13 protein-coding genes are annotated in these 12,519 nt (G+C 38.9%); 8 read left to right on the forward strand and 5 right to left on the reverse strand.

Annotated elements, in window-relative coordinates:
- Window positions 1-3: 3 nt before the first annotated feature.
- Window positions 4-1,113 (forward strand): 5-methylcytosine restriction system specificity protein McrC, encoded by a 1,110-nt coding sequence (locus C9E88_RS00790; protein ID WP_106985277.1) that lies wholly within the window; start codon window positions 4-6, stop codon window positions 1,111-1,113.
- Here the strand turns inward: C9E88_RS00790 and C9E88_RS00795 are convergent.
- Both C9E88_RS00795 and C9E88_RS00800 read right to left on the reverse strand, forming a co-directional pair.
- On the reverse strand, window positions 1,052-2,059 hold the full coding sequence (locus tag C9E88_RS00795) for a DNA cytosine methyltransferase (RefSeq protein ID WP_106985335.1): 1,008 nt from the start codon (window positions 2,057-2,059) through the stop codon (window positions 1,052-1,054). The genes C9E88_RS00790 and C9E88_RS00795 overlap by 62 nt on opposite strands.
- 81 nt (window positions 2,060-2,140) lie before the next feature.
- Window positions 2,141-3,481: a GGDEF domain-containing protein gene (locus tag C9E88_RS00800; protein WP_106985278.1), complete on the reverse strand. Its 1,341-nt coding sequence runs from the start codon at window positions 3,479-3,481 to the stop codon at window positions 2,141-2,143.
- 394 nt (window positions 3,482-3,875) lie between these two features.
- On the opposite strand from C9E88_RS00800, the gene C9E88_RS00805 reads away from it, so the two are divergent.
- The 3 genes from C9E88_RS00805 (at window position 3,876) to C9E88_RS00815 (ending at window position 6,058) form a co-directional block, all read left to right on the forward strand.
- Window positions 3,876-4,823, forward strand: a complete 948-nt coding sequence (locus tag C9E88_RS00805) for a pirin family protein (RefSeq protein WP_106985279.1) — start codon at window positions 3,876-3,878, stop codon at window positions 4,821-4,823.
- A gap of 76 nt (window positions 4,824-4,899) precedes the next feature.
- Window positions 4,900-5,298: an OsmC family protein gene (locus C9E88_RS00810; protein WP_106985280.1), complete on the forward strand. Its 399-nt coding sequence runs from the start codon at window positions 4,900-4,902 to the stop codon at window positions 5,296-5,298.
- A gap of 97 nt (window positions 5,299-5,395) precedes the next feature.
- Entirely contained in the window at window positions 5,396-6,058 is a 663-nt protein-coding gene (locus C9E88_RS00815) for a glutathione S-transferase family protein (protein ID WP_106985281.1), read from the forward strand.
- Window positions 6,059-6,141: 83 nt separating this feature from the next.
- Here C9E88_RS00815 and phoR read toward each other — a convergent pair whose 3' ends face one another.
- The 3 genes from phoR to C9E88_RS00830 all read right to left on the reverse strand — a co-directional run bounded on the left by phoR (window position 6,142) and on the right by C9E88_RS00830 (window position 9,147).
- Window positions 6,142-7,500 carry a phosphate regulon sensor histidine kinase PhoR gene (phoR, locus tag C9E88_RS00820; RefSeq protein ID WP_106985282.1) on the reverse strand — a complete coding sequence of 453 codons (1,359 nt, stop codon included), beginning with the start codon at window positions 7,498-7,500 and terminating at the stop codon, window positions 6,142-6,144.
- A 9-nt stretch (window positions 7,501-7,509) separates the two neighbouring features.
- Window positions 7,510-8,220, reverse strand: a complete 711-nt coding sequence (gene phoB, locus C9E88_RS00825) for a phosphate regulon transcriptional regulator PhoB (RefSeq protein ID WP_106985283.1) — start codon at window positions 8,218-8,220, stop codon at window positions 7,510-7,512.
- 219 nt (window positions 8,221-8,439) lie between these two features.
- The gene (locus C9E88_RS00830) at window positions 8,440-9,147 is read right to left on the reverse strand and encodes a TetR/AcrR family transcriptional regulator (protein WP_106985336.1); all 708 of its coding nucleotides are present in this window, start codon (window positions 9,145-9,147) and stop codon (window positions 8,440-8,442) included.
- Window positions 9,148-9,367: 220 nt separating this feature from the next.
- On the opposite strand from C9E88_RS00830, the gene C9E88_RS00835 reads away from it, so the two are divergent.
- From C9E88_RS00835 to C9E88_RS00850, 4 genes are all read left to right on the forward strand, one after another.
- Window positions 9,368-10,204: an SDR family NAD(P)-dependent oxidoreductase gene (locus C9E88_RS00835; protein WP_106985284.1), complete on the forward strand. Its 837-nt coding sequence runs from the start codon at window positions 9,368-9,370 to the stop codon at window positions 10,202-10,204.
- Window positions 10,205-10,423: 219 nt separating this feature from the next.
- Window positions 10,424-11,365, forward strand: coding sequence for a TauD/TfdA dioxygenase family protein (locus tag C9E88_RS00840; RefSeq protein ID WP_106985285.1), 942 nt, complete (start codon window positions 10,424-10,426; stop codon window positions 11,363-11,365).
- A gap of 120 nt (window positions 11,366-11,485) precedes the next feature.
- Window positions 11,486-12,190, forward strand: coding sequence for a Crp/Fnr family transcriptional regulator (locus C9E88_RS00845; protein WP_106985286.1), 705 nt, complete (start codon window positions 11,486-11,488; stop codon window positions 12,188-12,190).
- A gap of 102 nt (window positions 12,191-12,292) precedes the next feature.
- Entirely contained in the window at window positions 12,293-12,508 is a 216-nt protein-coding gene (locus C9E88_RS00850) for a TOBE domain-containing protein (RefSeq protein WP_106985287.1), read from the forward strand.
- The last annotated feature ends 11 nt before the right edge of the window (window positions 12,509-12,519 follow it).

Below are 12,519 nucleotides of genomic sequence, written 5' to 3' on the forward strand. Positions count from 1 at the left end.
GTTATGCCAAATATTCCTATTCAAAATTTATGGTTTTTAATGTTGTATGCTTCTGAATACTTACATCAAAATTTAACTGATCAATTTCAGTTGGAGCAGATGGACGGTTTGGAAGCATTGATAGGAAAAGTATTTTCTCAGCATTTGTCAGATTATATACATCAACATTTAAGAAAACAGTTAAAGGCCAAATCAAAAGAGCTTGCTGTAGTAAAAGGAAAAATTGATTTTTATCAAACAGAAATCCGTCAGTCGTTGGCGAAGGGACGGGTTTATTGTTCATATAATGAAACAACGTACAATACAAATCGTCATGCTTATATGATGAGTGCCTTGGAGTTAATTTTAACATTTGATCTTTCGACAACAGTTCGCAAACAGTTAATGAAGGATCAATTTGAACTGAAAAGTTATGGTGTGATAGCAAATTCAAAATATCGCTTAGATAGGGATCATTTTTCTAGTTTTGAACATGTGTGTAAACACGTTATCCATTTATCAAAATTGATACATGATATGAAATTGTTATCTACAGAAACTGGTGATTCGATACAGCCAAAATTGATGTTAACGAATGAAAAAATAAGAAAAATCTTTGAAAAGGGGATTGCTGGATTCTTTAAATTAAATCTAGACAAAGGAAAATATAGGTTTATTTCTGAGCAAGGTTCTAAAGTTGATCTAGATTTAGAAAATCCTTATGGAGGTGTTTATAAATGCTTTCCACATATGTATCTTGATATGATGATTCAAACAAAATCGAAAGATTTTGGATTGATTATTGATACAAAATTTACAGATATGCTTAAAAATGAAAGGAATGGTAAAAGACAAATTAGTAGTGAATATATCCGCCAAATTTATACCTATACAATGAGCTATAAAATTGCAGACCCAGATAGTCATTATGCTGGAATGCTACTTTATCCTCTAGTTGATGAAAATTTTGAAATGAGTGTAAAAATGTTAGGGGTTCCTCTTTATTTTTATACGGTGGATTTAAGTCAGAAAATACCGGATATCCACCGACAATTAATTAAAATGATTGATGTTATTTTTGAGGAACTAAAACTTCCAAAATCTGTTCCCCAATTCGTTGAATCAATGGCATAGTGACGGAATTTCCTGCTTGCATATACAATGCACTATTTGACATTTTTTCAGGGAAAATCATTTGATTGACGGGGTAGCCTTGAAACGCAAAGCACTCTTTTGGTGTAAGTTTACGGATTCCATTATTATCAAGCAACAACGGTACGTTATGACCACCTGCACCCATATTTGCTGTTAAAGTCGGGCAAACATTACTTTTATTTTCACGAACATATACACGACGCCACTGATACAAGGTGTCTCGAGAAGTCATGCTTTCACTTAATATTGGATAATACATGTGATCTTGTTTGTAATAATACTTCTGATCTACTTTCTCAGTTTCTAAAAAATCATGAATCGTCTTCGTTAATGGTATCGCTTCAGGAAATTGAAAATCAGCATGATTAGGAACTAGAGTTTCATGAAATGCCACAATAAAAATACGTTCACGATTTTGAGGTACATTGGCATGAATCATACTATTTAAAACTTGAAAATAAACGGCATAACCTAGTTCCTTTAAAGTGTTTTTAATCACTTCAAAGGTATTGCCTTTATCGTGAGAAACTAAATTTTTAACATTCTCTAAAAAAATTACACGGGGCTGATGTTTCTTTGCAATATCGACAATATCAAAAAATAAGGTCCCACGAGTTTCATTAAACCCTTTTTGATTACCCGCAATAGAAAAGGCTTGACAAGGAAAACCACCACATAAAATGTCAAATTGTTCAGGAATTTTAGCTTTAGTTTCGTCTAAAGTGATGTCACCCTCAGGATATTCACCATAATTTTGAAAATATGTTTCTTTTGCGTGTTGATTCCATTCACTAGTAAAAACACAACGTCCGTCAAGATTTTGTAATGCCATACGGAAACCACCGACACCTGCAAACAAATCTATAAATTCGAATTTTGGATTTGCTGGTTGAAGAAAAGGTGTTGGGAGTAAATCGGATTGCATGAACAGCTCAATTACAAACTTGTGAAAATTTTGCATTCATTGTAATTAAAAAATTAAAAATATAAAGCAAAAGCCCTGAGTTTATTTTGTATCGGCTAATTCAAAGTTATGTTTTGCATTCTTCAATGCTTTAATTCGTTCTATCGCTTCAGGATTTGGAAAGCTATGGGTTTGATCAGGTTTTTCAGTCATAGATACATCATAGCGAACAATACAATTTCGACCATTGGCTTTGGCTTGATAAAGAGCAATATCGGCTTGTTTAATGAGCTCATCTAAACTTTGCTCAGGTGATCTGAGTTCAGCCACTCCAACAGAAACAGTGAACTTAAGTTTAACATCGGGTTTTAAATATAACTGAGCTTGAGAGATGCTGAGACGGATTCGCTCTGCAATCATTAAACAGTCGTCAATTTGCGTTTCGGGGATCAGTGCAATAAATTCCTCACCGCCAAAGCGTGCCAAAATATCATGATGGCGCATTTCTTTACGCGCTGTATTGGCAATAATCTGTAGGACTTGGTCACCAATATCATGGCCATGCTGATCATTGATTTTTTTAAAATGATCGACATCAAACATCAGTAAGCAGGTGCCTGCCGGTGTAGGCCATTCATGGATTTTGTGCTCGGCGGCATACACAAATTGGCGGCGGTTATACAGCTGTGTCAGCTCATCTGTATGTGCAAGGTCATTTAAATTATTCAGATACCATTCGTCTAATAAGGTTCTTAAAAAAGTACGGCGACCATTAAGCGTATTGTTCCAGCTAATATAAAGACTAAACAGACAAATCGGACCAAGGGTGAGTGCAAAAATAATGGCTTGTGGCGCAGACATCAGCATAAGTGCACCAAAGCCTGCAATCACGCAAATGAAAATAGAACAATAAATCGCGGGCTTAAAACTGACTTGTATACATATATTGGCAATCAATACAAAAATTACCGAGGTATATAAGTAATTGTCGCTCCACGGGCTATTGGATTGAAGCAACATATACACCCACAGTGCCGTACTGAGCACTGTACCAATCGGCAGTACCATATCTGCAATTTGAATATTTTTTCGAACACGAATTAAATAAAAACACGCACTCATTACAAAAAATGCCAGTCCTAAGCGAAAGCCTGCGGAATACAGTTGCATGTCTGCAATCACCAGCATATCGGCAAAGTAATACAGCAAGAAAACAAGCTGAGCAATGTAATTGGCTTGAATCAGGAAATGGCGTTGTTGGTAATATTGATAGTCTAAATATGCACGGCGAAAGCAGTCTGGAATAGGCGCGTGTTTATCCCTCAACGCCATCTCAATGACATTGCGATGCTCAGCATTACGTTCTTCTGGTTTGAGTAAATGTAATGTTGATGGGTAGGGCTGAGAAGCCCCATTCAGCATAGGCCTTGCTTTTGCCACCATATAATTATTCCTGCGTGGGGCAAGATGTATTGATTATTATGGAAAATAATAAATAAAAGGTATCCCTAGAAATAGGGAATTTATATTTTGTTTTTAACAATATATGCATAAATATTAATCTAAAAACTGAAAAAAAATCAGTAGCCAATATGACCATTAATCCGAATACAGCATTAATTTAAATATGTTTTTATATGAATAACTGAATGCGACGGCTGTACTTCTTGCTTGAGTAACTGTGCTCAGAGACGATTGTGATGTCACAAAAATAAGATTGTCCTATTTATAAAATTCAGCATATTAATGGGAGTGTAGCTGAGCGATTCATAAGTCATTAATATAAGCTACATCAACCATCGCTTGAACCTGAATGGGTAAGTTTTAGGATAGAACTATGAGCAATAGCAATTATGATGAAATTTCACACTCTGATGATTGTGAAAAATATGTAAATCAATTTATTCAAAATTTCCCATTACGTCGTGCTGAAATTGGACAAGGTACGGTCATTAAGCGTGCATTACCAAGTCGTCATAAACGCATGATTGGCGCGTGGTGTTTCTTAGATCATGCTGGCCCAGTGGTGTTTCCACAAGGCGATGGCTTAGATGTTGGGCCACATCCACATATTGGCTTACAGACCTTCACTTGGATGATTGAAGGGACCATGATGCATACTGACAGTTTAGGAACGAAGCAATTGATTCGCCCGCGTCAGGTCAATTTGATGACAGCAGGCTACGGCATTTCACATACTGAAGTGGCGCCCGATACTGAAACCCACATGCATGCCGCACAGTTATGGATTGCTTTGCCTGATGATAAAATCAATATGGCACCACAATTTGATCACTATCCTGAACTTCCTGTTGTACATCATGATGATGTTGCGATCACGGTCTTAGTGGGTGAGTTTTTAAAGACCAAGTCGCCTGTGGCGGTACATACAGAGCTTTTGGGTGTCGATTTAGAAGCCAAAGACAATAGCCGCACACGTTTGCCATTAAATCCAAAATTTGAATATGGCTTTATGGCTTTGGAAGGCACGGCACACATTAATGGTCATGAATTAACTGCAGACAACATGGTGGTGCTTGAGCCAGGTCTAGAACATGTGGATATTGAAATTCATGCCAACAGCCGTGTGTTGCTATTGGGCGGCGAACCGTTTGAATCACCTATTCTACTGTGGTGGAATTTTGTTGGTCGTACCCAAGAAGAGCTGTGCCTTGCACGTGAACAATGGATAAATGCCGATGCTCGTTTTGGCACAATTCCAGACTATGAAGGCCCACGTCTCGAAGCACCTGTCTTCCCAGATAAAATGCGTGCTTCAAAATAATGAATTGATTGTGTTGAGGTTCAGCTTATAGGCTGAACCTTTCGCTTTGTACAAATAAAACAGCTGGAGAATAACAATGGGATTAATTGCGAGCGCCAAAGTTCAGACTTTAACAGCACCATGGGCTGGTCAAATTACAAGTACTCAACATACTTTACTCACAGATAAGCCAGAATCTTTTGGTGGTGGCGACACGGGCTTGGCGCCCTATGATTTTATTTGTAGTGGCCTTATTTCATGCACCATGATTACCTTACGTATGTATGCACAGCATAAGGGATTGGAGCTTGGAGAGTTTAGTGTCGAAGCTGAGTTTCATGCCAATAAAGAAGGCAAGGAATGGATTGAACGTAAATTGCATTTTCAAACACCATTGAGTGAAGAGTTACAGCAAAAAGTATTGGCCATTAGCTCGAAAACGCCTGTAACCAAAACTTTACTGCGTAGTGTAGATATCAACACCGTATTGCTTTAAGCTGGAAGGCGGGTAAAAGACTGGTATTTGCACCCAATGTGCGTGCAACCAGTTTTCGGCTTTAAATAACAATAAAAATGAGAGAGGAGTAAGTGAAATGTTGAGGCTGCATCATTTAGAAAAATCACGTTCATTTCGGATTTTGTGGGCTTTGGAAGAGCTGAATCTCGACTATCAAGTAAAATATTATCCTCGGCAGGCCGATTACTCAGGCTCACCTGAATTAAAAAAAATCCATCCTTTGGGAAAAGCACCAGTGCTAGAGCACGATGGCGTGGTGATTGCGGAATCCGCTGTCATTTTAGAGCATGTGCAAGCGCAGTTTGATACAGCCTCAAATTTCAAGCCTACAGAACTTAACGCACAGCAACAGTACCGTTATTGGATGCACTATGCAGAAGGCTCACTGATGCCTTTATTGGTGATGACCTTGGTGATGGAAAAAATGCCGACGCATGTACCTTGGCCGATTCGACCAATTGCCAAGAAAATTGGCGAAGGGGTGAAAGCCGGTTTTGTGGGGGCACGTTTGCCTGCACATATTGAATTTATGGAACAGCACTTAGCACAACATGATTATTTTGCAGATGATTTTAGCTTTGCCGATATTCAAATGAGCTTTCCGCTGATTGCATTACAAGAGCGGACAGGGCGAAGTTATCCGCAAATTCAAGCCTATGTTGAGCGCTTAAAACAGCGCCCAGCGTATCAGCGTGCACTGCAAAAAGAACGTGCTTTAGAGCAATCAGGCAAGCTTTAACTGTAGATATTTAGAAATAAAAAACGGGCGATCTGCCCGTTTTTTTATGTTGAGATCTGCCCGTGTTATACGATGCCGAAAGATTAAGAAACGTGATAAAGACGTTCTTTGGGAAACACCACTTTAAATATTGAACCTTGGTTTTCTTTAGATTCAATTTCGAGGTAGGCCTGATGTTGCATCAGTACGTGTTTTACAATCGCTAAGCCTAATCCTGTGCCACCACTTTGACGGCTACGTGCACTGTCGACGCGATAGAAACGTTCAGTCAAACGTGGTAAGTGTTTAGGGTCAATCCCGATACCCGTATCTTCCACTGTAAAATAACCATGCTCACCATCATCATGCCAGCCCATAGTCACCGTACCGCCTTTTGGAGTGTACTTAATGGCGTTGGTAATGAGGTTGCTAAAGGCGCTGGCCAGTTCACTGTCGGAGCCGATCAAGTCGCAGTGGCTATCGATGTCTAAATTGAGTGTATGGCCATAATCGACGTTATACGCATGCGCATCATCATACAGCTGGCTCATTAAGCTTGGCATTTCAATAATCTGATTTTTAGCAATTTTCTTTTCGTTTTCTAAACGTGATAACAGCAGTAAATCATTGACCAACGCATTCATACGACGGGTTTGTGCCTGCATTAAATCTAAGGCACGTTTCCAACGCGGATTTAAATCTTCTTGATCATTAAAGGTTTCGATATAGCCACTGAGCACTGTGAGGGGAGTTCGTAGCTCGTGGGAAATATTGTCGACAAAGTCTTTACGCATTTGTTCAAGATTGTGCATACGGGTGACGTCATAGGCCACCAGTAAACGACTTTCCCCACCAAAGCGGGTGAGTTTGACTTGCACATAATGGTCTTCGAGTACCGAAGATTTCATTTTTAGACCGTCGGGTGCCAAGTCCAAATTATTAAAATATTCAATAAAGCTAGGCTGGCGCAAAATAGTCAAAATATTGCGACCACGGTCGAGTCCTTGAATGCCCAATAGTTTTTCGGCTGCGGGATTCCACCATTCAATTTGGTGCATTTCATCAATTAACACCACCGCTTCAGCTAAAGCGACCAAAGATGATTGTGCACGATCAATCAAGCCCACCATTTCGGCTTGTACAATCCGTTCTTGGCGCTGTGCTCGATAGACATTAAACAACAATGCACCCCAAATTCCATGAAGGTTTGGAGGCACATCGTATGGACGGTTTGAAATCCAGTCATTGACTAAATATAAGGAACGCATTTGCTGGGCAAAAAACAGTGCAAATGCGAGCGAAATACAAATCCAAAAATATCCGATGCCAAAGCCAATCAAGGCTGCAATAAGCAGAAAAAATGCCAGCAAGCGCATGTCTTGCTTGGCAAATGTCCAGAGGCTGCTATAGCGAAACGCTTTGTGTTCTTGAGCAAGCTCTGGGACCGGGTAGGGTTCGTACATATATTTTAATTAACCTAAAACAGCATCCGCACGGGTAGAAAAACGGTAGCCTGTGCCACGGACAGTTTGTACAAAACGGTCTGCATTGTACGGTTCAAGCACTTTACGTAAACGGCGAATATGAACATCAATGGTGCGGTCTTCAATATACACATTTCCGCCCCAAACTTGGTCTAAAAGTTGAGCACGGGTATAGGCGCGCTCTGGATGAGTCATGAAAAATGCCAATAAGCGGTATTCAGTTGGGCCCATTTCTAAAATATTATTGCCAAAGCTTACACGCTGGCTCATTGGGTCTAATAATAAACCATTGGCATCAATGGTTTTTTCGCCACCTAAAGCATTCGAGCGACGCAGTACTGCTTTAATGCGTGAGACCAATTCACGCGTTGAAAATGGTTTGGTCATGTAATCGTCTGCACCTGCATCGAGACCTTGAACTTTATGGTCTTCTTCACTGCGTGCAGTGAGCATAATCACTGGAATTTCAGAGAGGTTTTCATCTCGTTTTAAGCGACGACATAAGTCGACACCGCTGACACCGCCAGGCATCATCCAATCCAAAAGAATCAGTGCAGGACGTTGGTCAACAATCATCTGATGCGCTTGACGGGCATCTTCAGCTTGTTGACATTGAAAACCTGCCATATCCAAAGAGGTATGGATCATTTCCCGAATTGGGAGCTCATCATCAACAATTAAAATGTAGTCATCTTTCACAGCGCAATACCCTATTTCATGTGTGTTAACGGCTGACCGTCTTATATTTATGACAGGCTTATTACAAAGATTAATTATGACAGTATCATTGCAGAAAAGCCCAAAATGCTGGTTTTTGCAAAGAATTGTGACAATTTTCTATACAATTTTGCTAGATTTCACGCGATGTAGGAAGCAATTGTTCCCCTAGAAATGGGGGCTGTACATCACATGAATATTTTAAATATCAATGGATTCAGAGTTATTTTCTTCTGTGTCAGTAGAAAAAGTATCGAATAAAGATAAAAACACAATGCTGCAAGATGATAAAACTTGTTCCATCGATTGTTTAAAGCCACTCATGACCCAGCGAATGGCAATTTGTGTGACATAACCATTTAAGCCTGAAGCCACTAAGGAAATTTCGTCCTCAGTTTTTTTAATATGTGGCATGCTCAGCATGACAAAGGCTTGAATCATTTGGTCAAAGCGCGCCATGGTTTCATGAATGGTGGCTTGGTTGTGGAGTTCTTGCACCAACATGGCGTCGATATAAATAATACGTGCCATACGTGGATCATTTTTGAGTGTAGTTAATAGTGCAGTCAGTCCAGATTCGATCATTTTTTTGGGATCAGCGGAGGCCTGAACAATCGCTTGCATAACGTTTTGTTGTAGTTGATCGATCAATTGTAAAAAAATAGTTTGAAATAGATTTTCACTTTTTTTAAATGACTCATAAAAATAGCGTTCAGTCAGCTTGGCTTCATTACAAATGTCTTTTACCGTCACTGAAAAAAAGCCCTGTGTACCATAGGCTTCAATTCCAGCTTCAATCAGTTTTTCACGGCGCTGTTGCTTGCGTTCGGATAAGGATAGACCTTTAAATTGACGTTCTTTGGTCTTTTTTATGGTTGGTGTTGCTACCCGCTTTTCTGTTTCAGTCATCGGCCACATGCGCCCATTTTCAATCTATTCTGGCGCTATCTTAACAACAAATTGGCATTTGACCTATGGTCTGGTGTTTACAATCTGAATGTCTATCGCGTCCCAATATGATATTGACAATATAAATTGTCAAAACTATATTGAATTTAAATTGGTACAGATCAGGCCATTCGGCCCATCATGTTATTCGTTTGCGCATGCACGAAAAAAAGGACAACACATGAAAAATTTTAAAAACAAAGTGGCAGCAATTACAGGCGCAGGTTCTGGTATTGGGCAACAACTGGCAGTTTTATTGGCAAAGCAGGGCTGTCATCTTTCATTAAGTGATGTGAATGAGCAAGGCTTGGCAACAACACTTGAATTAATTAAAGACAGCAATGTGCGTGTAACCACCAAAAAAGTGAATGTGGCTAAACTGGATGAAGTTCGTGCTTGGGCACAAGACACCGTGCAAAATCATGGGTCAGTCAACATGATTTTTAACAATGCAGGCGTGGCTTTAGGCTCGACCGTTGAAGGCGCGAGTTATGAAGAACTTGAATGGATTGTTGATATTAACTTTTGGGGCGTTGTGTATGGCACTAAAGAATTTTTACCGCTCATCAAAAAAACCGGTGATGGTCACATCATTAATATTTCAAGCTTGTTTGGCTTAACAGCACAACCGACGCAATCGGCATATAACGCAACTAAATTTGCAGTGCGTGGTTTTACTGAGTCATTGCGTCAAGAGTTGGATATGGAAAACAGTGGCGTGAGCGCGTTGTGTGTACATCCAGGGGGTATTCGTACCAATATCGCCAATGCAGCCAAGATGAATGACAGCTTGAAGAGCTTGGGCATGAACCCTGAAAAGTCTGCAAAATCTTTTAATAAATTATTGCGTTGCCCACCTGAAGAAGCTGCGCGTCAAATTTTAGAAGCGGTGCAAAAAGACAAACGTCGTTTATTGATTGGTAACGATGCAAAAACATTAGATTTAATTCAACGTATTTTACCAACGGGATACCAAAAAATTACCGCTTTGGCGACCAAAATAGGCAAGGGTAAATAAGCCCAGTTTTCAGTCTATGTTGTATAAAAGCCCTGCAATTGCAGGGCTTTTGAGTTTTTAAAGAGGGCATAAATGTAGCCACTTTCGCAGTACAGGAATTTAGTTATCTGAAATCGAGTATAAGAATGTCAAAAAATTGACAGATTGGAATAAGCAAACTGTTCATGATGAGTTCACAGACAAGCAGTCTTAACAATTTTAATAAATGAGGAACTGATCATGGGCTACCAATTTCAACACATTCAAGTTAAACCCATTAATGGGCGTATAGGTGCGGTGATTGAAGGCGTGACACTTTCGGCTGATCTTGAAGATGCCGTTGTTCACGAAATTAATCAGGCTTTACTGCAACATAAAGCGATTTTCTTTAAAGGCCAACAGCATTTAGATGACGCGTCACAAGAAGCATTTGCAGCGCGTTTGGGGACGCCACTCAATCATCCGACTGTGCCCGTGAAAGATGGTTCTGCACATATTTTAGAAATTGATTCACGTGGTGCACGTGCCGATGCATGGCATACAGACATCAGCTTTATTGAAGCTTATCCAAAAGCATCAATTTTACGTAGTGTGGTCGCACCTGAAGTGGGTGGCAATACGGTATGGGCCAATACATCGACCGCTTATGATGATTTGCCAGCAGAGCTGAAAATTTTAGCGGATAGTTTACGAACGGTGCATAGTAATAGCTATGACTATGCAGCAAAAGCCAGCATTCCACCAGAAGTACTGGCACGTTATAAAAACTATTTCAATTCGACAGAATATGAAACAGAGCACCCTTTGGTACGTGTACATCCTGAAACAGGTGAAAAAACCCTATTGCTAGGCAGTTTCTTTAAAAACTTTGTTGGCTATAGTTCGTCTGAATCGCGCCGTTTATATGATTTGTTCCAAAGCTATGTGGAAAAATTAGAAAATATTGTGAGTTGGCGTTGGGATGCAGGTGATATTGCCATTTGGGATAACCGTGCAACACAACATCGTGCAATCAATGATTATGGCGATCAGCATCGTGTGGTGCGCCGTGTCACTTTAGAAGGGGATACGCCAGTAGGTGTAGATGGTCAGCCAAGTAAAGTGCTACGTAAAGATGTGAAAGAAGATATTTCAAATCTACGCTATAGCAGTGAAAACGGCATTTATGAAAAAGCTTCATAAATAAAGCTGTTGTAATGTAAAACTTTGCATTTAATATGCAAAACAATACAGAATTAGTGATTCGATAAGCTTAAGTTATCCATCTAATATAGAATAAAAATATATTGGATGGATTAATTTATGCTTAATTCTGATTTAAATAAAAATATTAAAAATAATGTTTTAAAAAATAATTTCAAAACATTATCTGAATATAAAATTGATGAAATAAATCGACATTCAGTCATTAAGAAATATCAAAAAGGTGATTTGATTTTAAATAAAGAAAACTGTAAGGAATCGATTTACATTTTGCTCGATGGGATTATCCAAATTGGATATTTAAGCCCATTGGGGCGTTTTCATGCCTTTAATTATTTTTCTGAAAAAAGCCCAATGAATTTGGCAGTATGCATTAATCAACAAGCCATCGATTATAATTTTTATGCTTTTAATCAGGTGAAAGTATTGCAAATTCCAATGTCATTTTTTGAACAAGAAATTAAAAATAACAATAACTTAATGCATGATGCTTTGAGCATCATTAGCGTGCGCATGCAACAATTACTAGAGCAAATGAAGTTTTTGCAAGTTGCTAATTTACATCAAAAAGTATGTAAGATCATCATTGATCTGTCGCAGCAGTATGGTACGGCGCATCGCTTAGGCACCGAAATTCAATTAAAAATATCGCAACACGATTTGGCCGATTTATTGTCTTCTTCTCGGCAAACGATTAATAAAGAAATTAAACAACTTTCTGAGCGTGGGGTGATTTTTTGGCAGTATGAAAATATTATTGTGAAAGATGATGGTTATTTAAAATCACAGGTAAATTGGATTTAGTTTATATTTTATAAAATAAGATATAAAAATCAATTTTAATTATTTTTTATTATTTAATAAATCGGTCATATTAAATTCCAACTAAAACAACAGGAATTTAAAATGACTATTCAATCCATTAATGTGCGTAACCAAATTAAAGGGACGATTCAAGAAATTGTAAAAGGAGATGTCGTTTCTGAAGTCGATGTGGTGACCGCATCGGGTGTGTTTACTTCAGTAATTACCACGCGCTCTGTCGCGGAATTAGATCTTCAAGTCGGTAGCCAAGTGATTGTGCTGATTAAGTCGACCGATGTGTCACTTGCGAAACTGTAGGTGAACATCGT

Source organism: Acinetobacter cumulans (assembly GCF_003024525.3).
GTDB lineage: Bacteria > Pseudomonadota > Gammaproteobacteria > Pseudomonadales > Moraxellaceae > Acinetobacter > Acinetobacter cumulans.